Here is a 16,515-nt window from a genome sequence, read left to right on the forward strand (position 1 = left end):
CTCCGCCGTCAGCGCGTCTTGCGGAAGCGGATTCCCTCCGCCGTCAGCGCGTCTTGCGGAAGCGGATTCCCTCCGCCGTCAGCGCGTCTTGCGGAAGCGGATTCCCTCCGCCGTCAGCGCGTCTTGCGGAAGGCGTGCAGGGTGAAGACGGGGTCCGGGCGGGGGCGGTCCCGGTCGGGGAGGGCCGCCAGGCGGTCGGCGAAGGCGGCGGCCAGCGCGGATTCCGGAGGCAGCGTGACGAACCAGCCGCGTCGCAGGTCGGCGATGGTGCGGCGGGGGCTGCGGCCCTGACCGCATCCTGTGAAGCGGGCCTGACCGGCCCGGTTCAGGCCGTGTGCGGCGGCGTACTCGGCGACGCGTTCCGCCGCGTCGTTGACCAGGCTGCCCGGCCGGGCGGCGAGCACGGCGTCGATGTCGCTTCCCACGTTGTGGGAGGCGGCCTTGTCGACCGTGGCGACGAAGACGCCGCCGGGCCAGAGCACCCGGGCGCACTCGGCGACGAGGGCGCGGGCGTCCGCCGCGCTCGGCGCGAGGTGGAGCAGCCAGACGCCGGTCACGGCGTCGAACCGCTCGTCGGCGAAGGGCAGTCGGCGGCTGTCGGCGCGGACGACCGCGCCGGGCAGACGGGTTGCGGCCTGCCGGGCCATCGCGGCGGACCGGTCCACGCCGGTCACCCGCGTCCCGGCGCGGGCGGCGGCGAGGCGGCGGGTCACGATGCCGGTGCCGCAGCCGGCGTCCAGCAGCTCCCGCGCCCGCGGGGGCACCAGATCGAGTACGGCCTCGGCCGCCGCGGCGGCCCGGGGTTCGCCGCCGCGCAAGGCGTCGTAGCGCTCGGCTTCCTCGTCGTAGTCCAGCACCCGGCTCCCCCGTCCTGGCCCCCGGCGCGGCTCAGTCCGCGCCGTGCACCGGTGCCAACGCGTGTACCCGGCGGGCGAGTTCGAAGTCCTTGTCAGTGACGGCGCCGCCCACGCTGTGCGTGTTCACGCTGAGCGAGACCGTGTCGTAGCCGAGGGTCAGATCGGAGTGGTGGTCGAGTTCCTCCTGCACCTGGGCGATGTGCACCACCATCGCCGTGGCCGCGGAGTGGGAGCCGAGCCGGAAGGAGCGGGTGAGCCGGTCCCCGTCGACGGACCATCCGGGCAGTTCCGCCAGCCGGACCTCGATCTCCTTCTGGGACAGCGGTTCGACGGCCATGCGCCGGCTCCCTTCCTGGGCGTCGCGGGGTCGCTGCGGACGCCTTCAGACTGCCACAGGACGGCCTCTCCGTCCCTGACTCGGGGGCCCGGCGCGGCGCCGCCCGTCAGCGGGGCCCGCACTCGGCCGCGAGGTCGTCGGCCAGCGCGGCGATGCGGTCCCGCCCCTCGACTTGCCGCACCCACGCGTGCGGCAGGCCGTGGTCGCCGTGCCGGGCGCCGAGGATGTTGCCGCAGATCGATCCGGTGGAGTCGCTGTCGCCCGAGTGGTTGACGGACAGCAGCAGCGCGTCCGCCGCCTCGGGAACGGCCAGCGCGCTGCACACGCCGATGGCCAGCGCCTCTTCGGCGACCCAGCCGCCGCCGAGCCGTTCCAACCGCTCAGGGGACGGCCGACCCGCGGACGCGAGGTCGAGCGCCTGCTCCAGGGCGGCGGCGGTCTCCTCGTGGCCGGGGCGCCGGGCGAGCAGGCGCAGCGCGCGCAGCACCGCCCCCTCCACGGAGTCCCCGGCCACCAGACAGGCGACGATCGCCGCGAGGGCGCCGGCCGCGTAGTAGCCGGTGGGGTGCCCGTGGGTCATCTGGGCGCAGCGCGCGGCCATGCCGAAGGCCGTCTCGGCATCGGCGCCGGTGAGGCCGAAGGGCGCCGAGCGCATCACCGCGCCGCAGCCTTTGGAGTCGGGGTTGACGGGGCCAGGCGGGCCGAGTTCGCCGTACGGGTCGGGCACGAAGTCCTGGGCGAGCCCGGTCAGGCAGGCGTTGCCGGGGGCCCGGCGGGCGTACAGCCACTGCTCGTCGACCAGTCCCCCGCGCGGTCCGGCGTAGCCGGCGTCGCCAGAGGACCGGGCGCGTTCGCCGGCCTCCGGGCTCTCGTGGCGCTGGGTCTCCAGCCAGCGCTCGTAGGCCCAGCGCACCAGGCGGGGCCAGCCGCCGCCGATGCCCTTGCGCCGTTCGCGCTCGTGCGCCTGCCGCAGGCCCTCGGCGGTGAACAGGGTCATCTGGGTGTCGTCGCTGATCAGGCCCACCGCTCCGGCGGGGCCGGGCGCCAGGTCGGTGATCCCGCGCGGGCCGTGCGCGGCGCGGACGGCGTCCAGGGAGCTGAACTCGATCGGATAGCCGAGCGCGTCCCCGACGGCGCCGCCCAGCAGGCAGCCGCGCACCCTGGCCCGGTACACCGCCGTCTCCCAGGACGGCCCCCACGACGTGCTCATACGTCCCCTCCCCCGGCACCGGTCACACGATGGTCGTGCCCATGACCATAGCCGCATGCACGAGCGCCGCATCGCTCTGAGGGAGGCGGCGCGCGGTCGGCCGGAGCGGGCGTCAGACAGCGGGCGGCCGACGTCGAGCAGCGGGCGGCGGGCGGCGGCCCGGTGTCCGGGCGCGACGAGCTCGGTGTCAGGCGGCTCCTCCCTTGGCGTCGCGGTCGTCGTCGACGATCTCCGCGTCCACCACGCCCTCGTCCTCCTGCCCCGACGGACCCGCCCCCTCCGGGCGCCGCGGCCCGGCGCCCTCCTCCGCCGGGTTCTGCTGCGCCTGGGCGTACATCGCCTGGCCCATCTTCTGGCTGACGGAGGCGAGACGGTCGACGGCGGTGCGCAGGGCCGCGGTGTCCGCCGCGCCCTCGTCCCGGCCGAGGAGGCCCTTCACCTCGGCGACGGCGGACTCGACCTCCGTCCTGGTCTCGGCGGGGACGCGGTCGCCGTGCTCGCGGAGGAAGTTCTCCGTCTGGTATACGAGTTGCTCGGCCTGGTTGCGGGTCTCGGCGGCCTCCCGGCGCCGGCGGTCCTCCTCGGCGTACTGCTCGGCCTCGCGCATCATGCGGTCGACGTCGTCCTTGGGCAGCGCCGAGCCGCCGGTGACGGTCATCTTCTGCTCGCGGCCGGTGGCCAGGTCCTTGGCGGAGACGTGCATGATGCCGTTGGCGTCGATGTCGAAGGCGACCTCGATCTGCGGCACGCCGCGCGGGGCGGGCGGCAGTCCGGTGAGGTCGAAGACGCCGAGCTTCTTGTTGTACACCGCGATCTCGCGTTCGCCCTGGTAGACCTGGATGCCGACGGAGGGCTGGTTGTCGACGGCGGTGGTGAAGATCTCCGAACGGCGGGTCGGGATCGTGGTGTTGCGCTCGATGAGCTTGGTCATGATGCCGCCCTTGGTCTCGATGCCGAGGGACAGCGGGGTGACGTCGAGCAGCAACACGTCCTTGACGTCGCCGCGGAGCACGCCGGCCTGGAGGGCGGCGCCCACGGCGACCACCTCGTCGGGGTTGACGCCCTTGTGCGGGTCCTTGCCGGTCAGCTCGCGCACCAGGTCGGTGACGGCGGGCATCCTGGTGGAGCCGCCGACCAGGATCACGTGGTCGATGGCGGACAGCTTGACGCCCGCGTCCTTCACGGCCTGGTGGAAGGGCGTACGGCAGCGGTCGAGCAGGTCCGCGGTGAGTTCCTGGAACTGGGCCCGGGTGAGCTTCTCCTCCAGGTGCAGCGGGCCCTCGGCGGAGGCGGTGATGTAGGGGAGGTTGATCGAGGTCTCGGTGGACGAGGACAGCTCGATCTTGGCCTTCTCGGCGCCCTCGCGCAGCCGTTGCAGGGCCATCTTGTCGGCGGCGAGATCGATGCCGTACTGCCCCTTGAACCGCTGGACCAGGTGCTCGACGACCCGCTGGTCCCAGTCGTCGCCGCCAAGAAGGGTGTCGCCGTTGGTGGCCTTCACCTCGATCACGCCGTCCCCGATGTCCAGCAGGGACACGTCGAAGGTGCCGCCGCCGAGGTCGAACACGAGGACCGTCTGCTCCTCGCCCCGGTCCAGGCCGTAGGCGAGCGCGGCGGCCGTGGGCTCGTTGACGATCCTGAGCACCTTCAGGCCGGCGATCTCGCCGGCTTCCTTCGTCGCCTGCCGCTGGGCGTCGTCGAAGTAGGCGGGGACGGTGATCACCGCGTCGGAGACGTCCTCGCCGAGGTACGACTCGGCGTCCCGCTTGAGCTTCTGGAGGACCCGGGCGGACAGCTCCTGGGCCCGGTACCGGGTGCCGTCGACGGCGCCCTGCTCGGGGAACCGCCAGGCGGAGTCGCCCATGTGCCGTTTGACCGAGCGGGCGGTGCGCTCCACGTTGGTCACCGCCTGCCGCTTGGCGATCTCCCCGACGAGCACCTCGCCGGTCTTGGCGAACGCGACCACCGACGGGGTGGTGCGGGCGCCCTCGGCGTTGGCGACGACCGTGGGCTCGCCGCCCTCCAGGACGGAGACCACCGAGTTCGTCGTCCCCAGGTCGATACCGACCGCGCGTGACATGTCCGTCCCCTTCCGCCTGCGCGAGGGCCGCCTCCCGTCACGCGGGGGCCGTCGTCCGCTGGCGGGAGGGCCGTCCGCATGTCCGGCTGTCCTTCCAGCACAGAACGCGGGCGGGCGGTTGTCAATGCGGCGCGGGCCCGGCGGGAGACGCGAGGGCCGCGTCCCGCCGGGCGGGACGCGGCCCTCGCGGTGCGGGGCGCGGGCGTCAGGCCAGCTTTGCGTCCAGGGTGATCGTCGTACCGGTCAGCGCCTGGCTGACCGGGCAGTTCTTCTTGGCGTCCTCGGCGGCCGCGACGAACGCGTCCTGGTCGATGCCGGGGACGACGCCCTGCACGGTGAGGTGGATTCCCGTGATGCCCGTGCCCGGCTGGAGGGTCACGTCGGCCTTGGTCTCGATCTTGGTGGGCGGGGTGCCGGCGCCGGCCAGGCCGTGCGACAGCGCCATCGAGAAGCAGCTCGAGTGGGCGGCCGCGATCAGCTCCTCGGGGCTGGTCTTCCCGTTCGCCTGCTCGGCGCGCGAGGGCCACGACACCGGCTGCTGGCCGATGCCGGAGGAGTCGAAGGTGACGACGCCGCTGCCCTCCAGCAGGTTGCCCTCCCAGACGGTGTGAGCGGTGCGCGTGGTTGCCACGGTGCGGTCCCTGCCTTTCGCCTGGCAGCCCGTCTTCGGGCTTATGTGGCCTCCATACGATCACATCCGCGCGGCGCGCACCCGGCGATCGGCCGCGCCGTGCCGGAGAGACACCGGCCGTCGCGGGGCCGCGCGCGGGTCAGGCGGCCCGCTCCCCTTCGCGGGGCTCCCCCGCATCCGCGGGCTTCGCGGGCTCTGCGGTCTCCGCGATCTCTGGGGTCTCCGCGGTCTCTGCGGACTCTGCGGTCTTCGCGCGCCCTGCGGACTTCGCGGACTCCACAGGCCCTGCGGGCGCCGCGATCTCCGCGGGCTCCCCTGCCTCCGCTGGCTTCCGCGCTTCCGCGGGCTCCGCGCTCTCCCCCGCCTTCGCAGGCTCCCCCGCCTCCGCTGGCTTCCGCGCCGCCGCGGGCTCCGCGCTCTCCCCCGCTTCCGTGGGCCGCTCCGTCTCCGCGGGCTGCCCCGCTTCCGCGGCGTTCCCCGGCCGGTCTGGCGTCCGCGACGTCTCCGGCTCTGCCGCCGGGTGCGGCGCCTGCGGTTCGGCGGCCTCGTGCAGCCAGCGGCGCAGGACGCGGTGGATCTGCTGGGCGCCGACGAGTTCCGCGTCCTGCGCCGCGGGTGGGGAGCAGGCGAGCGGCGCCAGCAGGAACGGGCGGCTCTGCGCGCCGCCGAGCCCGCCGTGGGAGCCGATCTGCTCCTCGAACGCCAGCACCTCGCCGTCGGCCGGTTCGTGGACGGAGTTGACCATGATGTCCGCCACGTGCGGGAAGGCGTGGGTGCGCCGTACGGCGTCGGCGGCGCCGTCGCCGAACGCGGCGAGCGGGCCGGTGTGGTCGGCCAGCTCGTCCAGGGGCGTCCGCGCGCCCCGCGGGCCCAGCACCAGACCGCCGTGCTCCTCGCTGCGCACCAGCAGGAAGCCGACGCCGGGGTGGTCGGCGAGGGTGCGCAGCAGCGCCGGGAAGCGTGCGTCGATCTCCTCCCGGCTCATCCGGTGCGGCACGTCCGGGAACGAGATCAGGCCGAGGTTGCCGGAGGCCAGCACGACCGGCTCCGAACCGCGGGCGGAGCGCAGATGCGCCCCGCCCTCCTCCACCGGACGGCGCAGCGCCGCCCGCACCGCGGCCCGCGCCTCGGCGCCGCTGCGGGTCCGCTCGGCCCGGCGCGGCACGGGCAGCCCGCAGCCGGCCCGCACCAGGTCGCCCAGGGTGAGGCCGAAGCGGGCGCGGAAGGTCTCGCCGGGGCTCTGGCCGTGGTCGGACAGCAGGACGATCCGGTACGGGCGCGGCGCCTGCGCGGCGACGTTCGCGATCAGCGCGAGCGAGCGGTCCAGGCGGCGCAGCACCTGCGCGGCGTCGCGGCTGTGCGGCCCGGAGTGGTGGGCCACCTCGTCGTAGGCGACCAGGTCGGCGTAGACGGCGGTGCGCCCGGCGAGCAGGTCGCCGATCACGGAGGCCACCACGACGTCCCGTTCGACGACGGTGGCGAACGCGCGCACCAGCGGGTAGAGGCCGCCCCGGGAGACGCGCGGGCGCTGCCGCCGGATCCGGGCGCGCAGGCACTGGCCCCACTCGCGTACGACCTCGGCGACGAAGGACAGGGCGGTGCGGACGGCGTTGGCGGGGTCGGAGAAGTAGGCGAAGTAGCCGGCCCGCGAGCGGTTGCCCGGTCCCCGGCGTGCGGACACCGACAGCACGAGGGCGAGTTCGTCCGCGCCGCCGCTGAACAGGTTGCCGCGGCTGGCGCCGTCGGAGGCGAGCAGTCCGTCGTCGCCGGCGCGTGCCACGGCGCGGCGCTGGAGTTCGGCGGCGCTGCTCGGCCGGTTGCAGACCATCACCTCGCCGGTGTCCTTCTCGTACCAGCGGAACGCGGGGACGTCGTAGTTGTCGCCGTGCAGGATGCCGAGCTGGCTGGCGCCGGTCTGGCTGGACCAGTCGGTGCGCCAGGGCAGGAGCCGGTGGGTGGGGCCGCGCCCGTCCGGACCGGCGCCGAGCCAGTGCGCCACGGTGGGCATCAGCCCCCGGTCGACCGCGTCCCGCAGCACGTCGTGGCCGACGCCGTCGAGCTGGACGACGAGCGTGCCGGGGGCGCCCGCGCCGGACGGCGGGCCGCCGCGGCGGCGGGCGGCGAGCCGGTGCAGACGGCGCCGGTACGGCTCGTCGTCGCGGACGGTGAGGGCGCCGCCGGTGGCGGAGGCGACCGCGGACATCACGGCGGCCACGATCACGGCCGTCTCGGGGGCCGCCTCCGACTGGCCGTACGGGTTGAGGCTCAGGGCGAGCATGAGCAGCGAGCCGTTGAGGAAGAACACCAGCAGCCCGAGCACCAGCGCGGGCACGAGCAGCAGCAGCCGTACGAGCAGCGGCCAGACGACGGCGGAGAGCACGCCGAAGACGCCGGCGCCGAGGGCCGCGGTGACCGCTATGGCGGTGGCGCTGTCGCCGTCGGCCGAGTGGAGCCGGAAATCGGGCAGGATTCCGGCGAGGACGAGCATGGTGACCGTCGAGACGGCCCACACGGTGACGCTCCGCCCGATCTGACCGGCGGCCCGCCGCCACCACGCGCCACGCAACGCCCGCACTCCTCACGTTCCACCCGGACCCGCGCCCGGCGGGCTCCAGCTTGTCACACGCCCGGTACGGCGCTCCGGCCCCGTCGTCGAACGCCTGTACGACGACCGTCCGGGGCCCGCGCGTCCCGTTTCACGGCGGGGGACGGGCGTGCGGGAACCGGGAGCCTCCGTGCGGGAGACCGGGCCTGCCGGCCATCGCAGCCCGCGGTCGGCCGTCGCAGCCCGCGGCCGGCCGGCGCAGCCCGCTACCGGCCGGCGCAGCCCGCTACCGGCCGTCGTAGCCCGCGGTCGGCATGGACAGGCGGCGGTGGACCCGGGCCTTCATCCGGGCGTCGTAGGAGGGTTCGGCCTGGCCGACCGTCTCCACCCGGACGCCGCGCCGGGCGCATTCGGCGGTGAACTCCTCCAGGGAGGACACCGCGCGCTCCAGCACGCGCCGGCTGGGCGCGACGAACACGTCGACGCCCGGCCGCACCCCGTCCCACAGGGCGCAGTGGTCTGGGCGCAGGCTCCGCAGCAGCAGCTCGCGCCGCACCACGTAGCCGCGCTCGGCGGCCCAGCGGGCGCACATCGCGTGCTGGCCGCGGGAGTCCACGAGGAAGGGCTCGTCGTGCAGTTCCTCCAGGGGCGTCAGGCTGGCGATGGCCGTGACGCGGACCGGCGTCGCGGCGTCGCCGCCGCGGGCGTCCCCCGCTGCTCCCATGGCGTCCCCTCACCTACGGGTCCTCGCCGCAGACCCTACCGCTGCACGTAGGCTCTGCGGGAGTCGCGCGAAGGAGGCGGAGAAGGTGCCGGTGGAGATCACCTGGTGGGGTCACGCGACCTGCACGGTGGAGGACTCGGGCGTGCGTGTGCTCACCGATCCGCTGTTCGCCCGGCGGCTCGCGCATCTGCGCCGCCGTCGCGGCGCGCCGCCGCCGCCCGGCGCCTGGCGCGCGGACGTCGCGCTGGTCTCCCATCTGCACGCGGACCACCTTCACCTGCCCTCGCTCGCCCGGCTCGCGGCGGGTACGCGCCTGCTCGTGCCCCGGGGCGCGCCGCGGTCGGCACCCGGACTGCGCAGGCTGACGGGGCTGCGGATCACCGAGGTGGAGCCCGGAGACCGGGTCGAGATCGGCGGGCCCGGCGGGGGCGGCGAGGTGGTCGTCCGGGTCGTGTCCGCGCGGCACGACGGGCGGCGGCTGCCGGTGGGCCCGCACCGCTCGCCCGCGCTCGGCTTCGTGGTGGAGGGCGAGGCGAGGACGTACTTCGCCGGGGACACCGGGCTGTTCGCGTCGATGGCCGAGGAGGTCGGGCCGGTCGACGCGGCGCTGCTGCCGGTGGGCGGCTGGGGGCCGTACCTCGGTGAGGGGCATCTGGACGCGCGGCGGGCGGCGCAGGCGCTGGCCGCGCTCGCGCCGCGCACCGCCGTGCCGGTGCACTACGGCACCTACTGGCCGATCGGGATGGACGCCGTGCGCCCTCACGAGTTCCACGCGCCGGGCGACGAGTTCGTGCGCTACGCGGCGCAGTGCGCGCCCGAGGTGTCGGTGCACCGGCTCGGGCACGGGGAGAGCGTGCGGCTGGAGGTCGCCCGGTGATACGGCTCGCCGCCGCCCTGACGTCGCTGGGGCCGGAGTCGACGCAGGCGGCGGGATATCCGACCCTCTTCCTGCTGGTGCTGGTCGGGGCGCTGGCGCCGGTGGTGCCGACGGGAGCGCTGGTCAGTTCGGCGGCCGTGGTGGCCGCGCACCAGAGCGCGCCGTACGCCTCCGGGCTGGTGTTCGTGACGGCGTCGCTGGCCGCGTTCCTCGGGGACGCGGCGCTGTACTGGCTGGGGCGGCGCGGGCTGGGGTCGAAGAACGGCTCGCGCTGGCTGGAGGCGATCCGCTCGCGCGCGCCGGAGCACCGGCTCGCGCAGGCGCAGGAGAAGCTCGCCGAACACGGGGTGGCGGTGCTGGTGCTGTCCCGGCTGGTGCCCGCGGGGCGGATACCGGTGATGCTGGCCTGTCTGCTGGCGAAGTGGCCGCTGCGCCGGTTCTCCCGCGGCAACCTCCCCGCCTGCCTGGCCTGGACGGCCACGTACCAGGTGATCGGCGTGGTCGGCGGCGCCCTGTTCCCGGCGCCATGGGAGGGCGTGCTCGCCGCGATCGCCCTCACGGTGCTGGCCGGGGCGGTCCCGGGCGCCTGGCGCCGGCTCCGGCGCACGGCCCCGGCGGAACGCACGCACTGACGGCGACGCGCCGCGCAGGGGCTCGGGGAGCGGTACCGGGACGCGCGGAGCGATACCCGGGGCTCGGAGAGCGGCGCCGGCGAGGCGCGGGCCGCGCCCGAGGGAGAGCGGACAGCGGTCCGAGAGGCCGGCCTAAGAAAGTACGGGCAGCGGTGCAGGGCCAGGTACGAGATACGAGCAGCGGTGCGGGCGAGGTGCGAGGCGCGGGCAGCGGTGCAGGCCAGATGCGAGGCGCGGGCAGCGGTGCAGGTCAGGTGCGAGGCGCGGGGAGCGGTGCGGGCGGGGCACGGGCAGCGGTGCGGGCGGGCTGGGCGGGGGCCGGTCACTCCAGGACGCGGGAGGCGCCCACCGGGAGGTCCCACAGGTCCTCCCGGGCCAGCCCCTCCTTGTCCCAGGCGGCGCGGACCCGGGTGAGGGGCTCCAGGACCGGCTCGGCGGACAGCACGAACGTCCCCCAGTGCATGGGGGCCATCCGCCGGGCGCCGAGGTCCACGGCGGCCCGGACCGCCTCCTCCGGGTCGCAGTGGACGTCGCTGAGCCACCAGCGCGGGTCGTAGGCGCCGATCGGGAGCAGGGCGAGGTCGATGCCGGGGTGGCGGCGGCCGATGCGGGAGAACCAGTGGCCGTAGCCGGTGTCCCCGGCGAAGTACAGCCGCTGCCCGTCGGGCGCGGTGAGCACCCAGCCGCCCCACAGGCTGCGGCAGGTGTCGGTGAGCGTGCGCTTGGACCAGTGGTGCGCGGGCACGAAGTCGAAGCGGACGCCGCCCAGTTCGGCCGCCTCCCACCAGTCCAGCTCGGTCACGCGGGTGAACCTGCGGCGCTGGAACCAGCGTCCGAGCCCGGCGGGCACGAACACCGGCGTGATGCGCGGGAGTCGGCGCAGGGTGGGAGCGTCCAGATGGTCGTAGTGGTTGTGGCTGATCACTACGGCGTCGACCGGCGGCAGCGCGTCCCAGGAGACGCCGACGGGGGTGACGCGCGCCGGGGTGCCGATGATGCGGCGGGACCAGACCGGGTCGGTGAGCACGGTGAGCCCGCCGATCCGGATGACCCAGCTCGCGTGCCCGGCCCAGGTGACGGCGACGGTGCGGGCGTCGACCCGGGGCAGCGGGCCGGGCGCGTAGGGCAGTTGGGGAATGCCGGCCAGGCCGTCCTTCCCCGGTCTCACGGAGCCCTCCCGGGCGAACCGGGCGAGGGCCTTCAGGCCGGGCAGCGGGGCGGTGAGCCGGTCGTGGAAGGTGCGCGGCCACAGCCGCCGCTCCCCCAGCGGCCGCGGCCGCACCTGTGGCGGCTCGGCGGCGGGCGGCGCGGCGAGAGCGGCCGTGCCCGCCGTGGCGACGGTCTCCCGGGGGGCGGTCGCCACGGCCTGGAGCGCGGAACCGGCGGGCGGCGGGGACGGGACGGGTGGAGCGGGCGGCGCGGACGCCGGTGTGAGGGACGCGGCCGTGGGCGCCGACGGGGCCGTGGGCGTGGTCGGCTCGGACTGCTGCGTCATCGAGGAGACTCCCATCGCTGAGCGTGGTCGCGGAGCGCGTCGAAGACGGACCCCAGGGACATCAACGCGCGTTGCACGTGCGGCAGTTCCAACGGGTGGGGCGACAGGAGGCATTCCGTGCGCTCCTCGGCGCCGCCGCCGAGGAGGTCCGCCGTGGACAGCCGTACGCGCAGCGCTCCGAGGTCGTCGCCGAAGCGGTGGCCGCCGGGCGCGGACAGGCCCAGGCGGGCGCTGAGGAAGTCCTCCAGGTCCTGCGCGTCGGCGACTCCCTGGGCCGTGAGGGCGGGACGCAGCGGGCCGAGGTCGGCGTAGAGATGGCGGCCCGCCTGCGGCGGCCTTGCCAGGGCGCCCGCCGCGTCCAGGGCGCCGTGCAGGGCGCGGGCCAGGCGTGCGTGCAGGCGCACGGCCTCGGTCCGGCGCGCGGTGACCGGACCGGGCTCGTCGAGGGCGTAGGCGGCCGCGGCGGCGACGGGGTCGGCGATCCGGGCGTCCAGCGCGGTGAGGACGTCGAGGACGCGTGCGCGCAGCGCCTCGCCGTCGGCCCCGGCCGGGAAGCGGGCGATCGCCGCGGGCCAGCCGGCGGGCAGGAAGGGACCGGCGAGGTCGGTGACGACGACGGTCCGTTCCGGCAGCATCTCGGCGGGACTGAGCAGGACCGTCTGGTGCGGTGCGTGCACGGTGTCGCGCCAGGTCTCGTCGCTGACCAGGTGCAGTCCCTCGCCCGCGGCGGCCTCGACGGTCTCGTGCACCGCCTCCGGCGGCGCGACGGCGGCGGTGGGGTCGTCGGCGACCGACAGCACGAGCAGCCGGGGGTCGCCGCCCTCCGCGCGCACCCTGCGCACGGTCTCCAGGAGCGCGTACGGGTCGGGGACGCCTCCGCACTCCGCGGGGGTGGCGACGTGGAAGACGGGCCGTCCGAGCAGGCGCGCGTAGGGCGCCCACCAGGCGGCGCAGGGCCGGGGCGCCAGGACGTCGCCGCCCAGCGCGGCGGTCAGCGCGAGCAGCAGGGCGGGCGCCCCGGGCGCGGCCGCCACCGAGCCGGGCCGGGTGGGCAGCCCGCGCCGTCGCCAGTACCCGCCGGCCGCGTCCAGCAGCGCGGCGCCGCCGCCGATCGGCCGGGCGCGGGCGGGGGTGCGGTCCGCGGCGGCCGTGAGCGCGGCGGCGATCTCCGGCAGCACCGGCAGGCCGTCGCCGGGCAGGGCCGACGGCCCGTAGCGGACGGAGCCGTGCCCCTCCGCGTCCGTCCGCCGCATGCGTGCCTCCGCGCAGTCGTCGCCGTGCCGTGCCGCCGCCGGGCCCCGTGCGCCGGGGTCTGCGGGTCCGCGCCCCGCGGGGCCGCGCCGCGCGCGCCCGGCGCGGCGCTCTGGGCGTGCGGGTACCCAGCCCCGAGGCGTCCCATGGGCGCCCGGCCGCCTCGGGGCTATCGTCCGTCCGCGCTGGTCCCTCCGGCGCCGCTGCGGTCCGGCGCCGGTCAGCCTCCCGCGCGCCTGCGGCGCCATGTCCGGTGCGCGGCGCCGCACAGCGCGATGGCGATGAGCGCAGCGCCGCCGATCAGCGCGGGCAGGGACGCGGTGAACGAGCCGCCCTCGCCGGCCTGCACCCCGTGCGCGAAGGCGCCGTCCGGCTCGCGGGCTCCCGGCTCGGCAGGCGGTACGCGAGAGGGCTCCCCGCGAGCGGGGTCCTGCGCGTCCGCCGCACCGGCGGGGGCGTGCGCGGCGCCGGTGTCGGCGGGGGCGTGCGCGGCGCCGGTGTCGGCGGGGGCGTGCGCGGTGCCCGCGTCGGCCGGGGTGTGCGAGGGGGCCTGGGCGGCCCCGGGGGCGGAGGCGCCGGACGGGTCGCGGCCCGCGCCCTGCGCCGGGTCGTGCCCTGCGCCCTGGACCGGGGCGTAGGCCGGGTCGCCGGCGCCGGGAGCGCCACCCGCTCCGGTCCCGGGAACGGCCGCGCTCGGGGCGGCCGCACCGGGGGCGGCGGCGCCCGGATCAGCGGCGCCGGGGACGGCGTCCAGGGCGGGGGCGCCCGGATCGTGGGCCAGTGCGTCGAGGAGCAGCGGGTCCGCGGCGGGGTCGCCGGAGGCCCCGCCGGACGAGGCGGCGCCCGACGAGGCGGCGGCGTCGCCCGGCGCTCCGGGGGCGGCCCGCACCGCCCCGGTGCAGGCGGCGCTGTCGGCGGCGCCCGCGGACGCGCACGCGCGGGGCTGAGGGGGCAGCTCACGGGACGCGGCGGCCGGGTTCGGGGAGGCGAGGACCGGGCGGGGCGTTCGCGGCCCCGGTCCGGCCGCGGCAGCGGCCGTCGCCGCCGAGCCCGCTATCAGACCGGCCAGGACGGCGGCGGACAGGGCGCGGGGGGTGCTACGGCGCATGGCGGGCTCCTCGAACCGGCGGGCGGCTGCGGGCGGCACGGTGCGTGCCGGTCCAGCCATCACAGCCCCGGCCGCCTCCGGCCGCGCGCCACCGAGCCCCATTCGCGGGACGCCACCGGCCCTATCGGGTGACGAGGGGGCAGCACGGGTGACCCGTCCGAGCGCCTTGGCAGCACGGCGACGGCGACCCGCCCCGGCCACCCCGCCGGTCGGTCGAGGTACGGCGGGGCAGCACGGGTGACCCGTCCGACCGCCCCGCCAGCACGGCGCCGCTCACCCGACCGACCGCCCGGCGATACGGCGATGATGGCCCGCCCCGGCCACCCCGCCGGTCGGTCGGATGACAGCGGGGCAGCACGGACCACCCTTCCGGGCGCCCCGCAAGCACGGCGACACTCACCCGACCGACCGCCCCAGCGGCACAGCGCCGCTCACTCGCCCCGGCCACTCCGCTGGTCGGTCGGGGGACGGCGGGGCAGCACGGGTGACCCGTCCGACCGCCCCGCCAGCACGGTGCCGCCCACCCGACCGACCACCCGACGATACGGCGACGGCGACCCGCCCCGGCCACCGCGCCGGTCGGTCGGTCGGATGACAGCGGGGCCATACGGATCACCCGTCCGGGCGCCCCGCCAGCACAGCGACGCTCACCCGCCCGACCGCCCCAGCGCCACGGCACCGCTCACCCGTCCCGGCCACCCCGCCGGTCGCCGTCTCGCGCGGCCGCCGGGGGGCTACGGCATGTCCCGTAGCACCTGGTCGCGCAGGCGGTTGCAGCTTCGGCTGATCAGGCGGGAGACGTGCATCTGGGAGATACCGAGCAGCTCGGCGATCCGGCTCTGCGTCATGTCGTCGAAGAACCGCATGTAGAGGATGGCCCGTTCCCGCTCGGGCAGCGCCGCCAGGCGGGGTTTGACGGCCTCGCGGTCCACCACGGTGTCGAGCGCCGGGTCGGACGCGCCGAGGGAGTCGCTCAGGGAGTAGCCGTCCTCGCCGCCGGTCATGTCCGCGTCGAGGGAGAGGGCGGTGAAGCTGTCCAGCGCCTCCATGCCCGCCCGGACGTCGTCCTCGCTCATCCCGGCGTGCTCGGCGACCTCCGCGACGGTGGGCCCGCGGCCCGGGATCGTCTGCGACAGCTCCTGACGCGCGGTACGGACGCGGTTGCGCAGGTTCTGCACCCGGCGCGGCACGTGCAGCGTCCACATGTGGTCGCGGAAGTGCCGTTTGATCTCACCGGTGATGGTGGGCACGGCGTAGCTCTCGAACGCGTTGCCCCGGTCGGGGTCGTAGCGGTCGACGGCCTTCACCAGGCCGAGGGCGGCGACCTGCCGCAGGTCGTCGAAGCTCTCGCCGCGGCTGCGGAACCGGCCGGCCAGCCGCTCCGCCATGGGCAGCCACGCCTCCACGATCTCGTCGCGGACGGCGTCGCGCTCGGGACCCTGGGGCAGCCGGGCCAGCCGGAGGAACGCCTCGGCGGTGCGGGGGGCGTCGTCGTGCGGGTGGGGCCTCGCGCTCGCTTGCGTTTCCATGGCGCCTCGCAACTCCCTCGGAGTGCTCTACGGGTGGGACGGTCACCGTGAGAGCGCGAGCGCGGCGCCGGAGAGCACCGCCGCCCGCGGGCGGCGGTCGTACGCGTCGCCTCCACGGACGTGCCTCCGGTCCGAAGCACTTGGACGAGCGCATGCCCCCGGCCCCCTGCACCAAACCACCCGATCGGGTACGGAAAGCGCATCCGGCGCCCCCGTGTCATCCGGCCGGGAAAGGGCGGTGTCGGTCACGCCTGCACGGGTACGCGGGGGGCCGTCCCCGACCTCTGGAGGGAGAAAATGCAGCGAGGCAGTGACCGGCTGAGCGTCCACCGCGACGACGAGATGAAGCACGAGCTGGAAGGGCTGCTCAGGTCCGGCCGTCTCACCCGCACGGAGGAGTGGCACGACCCCGAGCCGACCGCCGAGGACGACCCCGAGGTCTGGGGCGGACCGGTGGCGCCGGACGGCCCCCGGGCGTCCCTGGAGAACGTGCGGCTGGAGATGGCCCGCATCCTGGGCCGCGGTTCCTTCCCCGGCGGGCCGAGCGACCTGATCCGCGTGCTGCGCCGCGAGCACGCGCCCGACGCGCTGATCGAGGCGCTGGAGCGGCTGCCCCAGCGGGCGCGCTACGCCACCGTCCAGGAGCTGGCGGAAGCGCTGACGCGGACAGAGCGATCCGAGCCGACCGGGCGCTCCGAGCCGACCGGGCGATCCGGTCGACGAGCCCATGGATAGGCCCGGCCCCGGAGCGGGCGAGCCGGAACGGACCGGGTCGCGGGCCGTGTACGTGCGGGACGTCATGACGCCGGGCGTGACCGCCGTCCGGCCGGAGGCCTCCCTCTTCGAGGCGGCCCGGCTGATGCGCACCCAGGACATCGGGGACGTGGTGGTGGCCGACGGGCAGGAGGTCGTCGGTCTGCTGACCGACCGCGACATCACCGTGCGGGCGGTGGCCGAGGGCCTGGACCCGCAGACGGTGAGCGCGCGGTCGGTGTGCACCGAACAGCCGCTGGTCGTCGGCCCGCACGACCCGCTGTCCGCGGCCGTCGCGCTGATGCGCGAGCACGCCGTGCGGCGGCTGCCCGTCGTGGAGGACGGCCTGCCGGTCGGCATGGTCGGTCTCGGCGACGTCGCCGAGGCGCAGGACCCGGACTCCGCGCTCGCCGAGATCAGCCGCGCCGAGTCCGACACCCCTCCCGCCGAGCGGCCGCGCCCGTGACGCGACCGGCGCGGGAGGGA

At 76.4% G+C, this 16,515-nt stretch carries 15 protein-coding genes; 4 read left to right on the forward strand and 11 right to left on the reverse strand.

Annotated elements, in window-relative coordinates; genetic code table 11:
* Positions 1 to 113: 113 nt before the first annotated feature.
* From ABZ861_RS06650 to ABZ861_RS06680, 7 genes are all read right to left on the reverse strand, one after another.
* Positions 114 to 857, reverse strand: coding sequence for a class I SAM-dependent methyltransferase (locus ABZ861_RS06650; RefSeq protein WP_361624759.1), 744 nt, complete (start codon positions 855 to 857; stop codon positions 114 to 116).
* Between the two features lie 31 nt (positions 858 to 888).
* Complete coding sequence (locus ABZ861_RS06655; protein WP_361624762.1) at positions 889 to 1,194, reverse strand: 4a-hydroxytetrahydrobiopterin dehydratase; 306 nt, start codon at positions 1,192 to 1,194, stop codon at positions 889 to 891.
* Between the two features lie 106 nt (positions 1,195 to 1,300).
* A complete protein-coding gene (locus ABZ861_RS06660; RefSeq protein WP_361624765.1) occupies positions 1,301 to 2,404 on the reverse strand; it encodes an ADP-ribosylglycohydrolase family protein in 1,104 nt (367 codons plus the stop codon).
* 187 nt (positions 2,405 to 2,591) lie between these two features.
* Positions 2,592 to 4,484 carry a molecular chaperone DnaK gene (dnaK, locus tag ABZ861_RS06665; RefSeq protein ID WP_361624768.1) on the reverse strand — a complete coding sequence of 631 codons (1,893 nt, stop codon included), beginning with the start codon at positions 4,482 to 4,484 and terminating at the stop codon, positions 2,592 to 2,594.
* A gap of 205 nt (positions 4,485 to 4,689) precedes the next feature.
* Entirely contained in the window at positions 4,690 to 5,115 is a 426-nt protein-coding gene (locus tag ABZ861_RS06670) for an OsmC family protein (RefSeq protein ID WP_361624771.1), read from the reverse strand.
* Positions 5,116 to 5,254: 139 nt separating this feature from the next.
* On the reverse strand, positions 5,255 to 7,681 hold the full coding sequence (locus tag ABZ861_RS06675; RefSeq protein WP_361624774.1) for a phage holin family protein: 2,427 nt from the start codon (positions 7,679 to 7,681) through the stop codon (positions 5,255 to 5,257).
* Between the two features lie 265 nt (positions 7,682 to 7,946).
* Positions 7,947 to 8,384, reverse strand: coding sequence for a hypothetical protein (locus tag ABZ861_RS06680; protein WP_361624777.1), 438 nt, complete (start codon positions 8,382 to 8,384; stop codon positions 7,947 to 7,949).
* Between the two features lie 85 nt (positions 8,385 to 8,469).
* On the opposite strand from ABZ861_RS06680, the gene ABZ861_RS06685 reads away from it, so the two are divergent.
* Complete coding sequence (locus ABZ861_RS06685; protein WP_361624780.1) at positions 8,470 to 9,261, forward strand: MBL fold metallo-hydrolase; 792 nt, start codon at positions 8,470 to 8,472, stop codon at positions 9,259 to 9,261.
* Positions 9,258 to 9,893 (forward strand): VTT domain-containing protein, encoded by a 636-nt coding sequence (locus ABZ861_RS06690; protein WP_361624783.1) that lies wholly within the window; start codon positions 9,258 to 9,260, stop codon positions 9,891 to 9,893. Before ABZ861_RS06685 ends, ABZ861_RS06690 begins: the two co-directional genes overlap by 4 nt.
* A 322-nt stretch (positions 9,894 to 10,215) precedes the next feature.
* On the opposite strand, the gene ABZ861_RS06695 is transcribed toward ABZ861_RS06690, so the two are convergent.
* From ABZ861_RS06695 to ABZ861_RS06710, 4 genes are all read right to left on the reverse strand, one after another.
* Complete coding sequence (locus ABZ861_RS06695; RefSeq protein ID WP_361624786.1) at positions 10,216 to 11,388, reverse strand: MBL fold metallo-hydrolase; 1,173 nt, start codon at positions 11,386 to 11,388, stop codon at positions 10,216 to 10,218.
* Entirely contained in the window at positions 11,385 to 12,641 is a 1,257-nt protein-coding gene (locus ABZ861_RS06700; protein WP_361624789.1) for an aminotransferase class I/II-fold pyridoxal phosphate-dependent enzyme, read from the reverse strand. Before ABZ861_RS06700 ends, ABZ861_RS06695 begins: the two co-directional genes overlap by 4 nt.
* Before the next feature lie 218 nt (positions 12,642 to 12,859).
* On the reverse strand, positions 12,860 to 13,747 hold the full coding sequence (locus ABZ861_RS06705) for a hypothetical protein (protein ID WP_361624792.1): 888 nt from the start codon (positions 13,745 to 13,747) through the stop codon (positions 12,860 to 12,862).
* 734 nt (positions 13,748 to 14,481) lie between these two features.
* The gene (locus tag ABZ861_RS06710) at positions 14,482 to 15,276 is read right to left on the reverse strand and encodes an RNA polymerase sigma factor SigF (RefSeq protein WP_361624795.1); all 795 of its coding nucleotides are present in this window, start codon (positions 15,274 to 15,276) and stop codon (positions 14,482 to 14,484) included.
* A 297-nt stretch (positions 15,277 to 15,573) separates the two neighbouring features.
* On the opposite strand from ABZ861_RS06710, the gene ABZ861_RS06715 reads away from it, so the two are divergent.
* Entirely contained in the window at positions 15,574 to 16,011 is a 438-nt protein-coding gene (locus ABZ861_RS06715; protein ID WP_361624798.1) for a DUF2795 domain-containing protein, read from the forward strand.
* The gene (locus tag ABZ861_RS06720) at positions 16,004 to 16,495 is read left to right on the forward strand and encodes a CBS domain-containing protein (protein ID WP_361624801.1); all 492 of its coding nucleotides are present in this window, start codon (positions 16,004 to 16,006) and stop codon (positions 16,493 to 16,495) included. The genes ABZ861_RS06715 and ABZ861_RS06720 overlap by 8 nt, the downstream gene beginning before the upstream one ends.
* Positions 16,496 to 16,515 lie beyond the last annotated feature (20 nt).

The sequence above is a fragment of the Streptomyces sp. NPDC046985 genome, assembly GCF_040644415.1.
GTDB lineage: Bacteria > Actinomycetota > Actinomycetes > Streptomycetales > Streptomycetaceae > Streptomyces.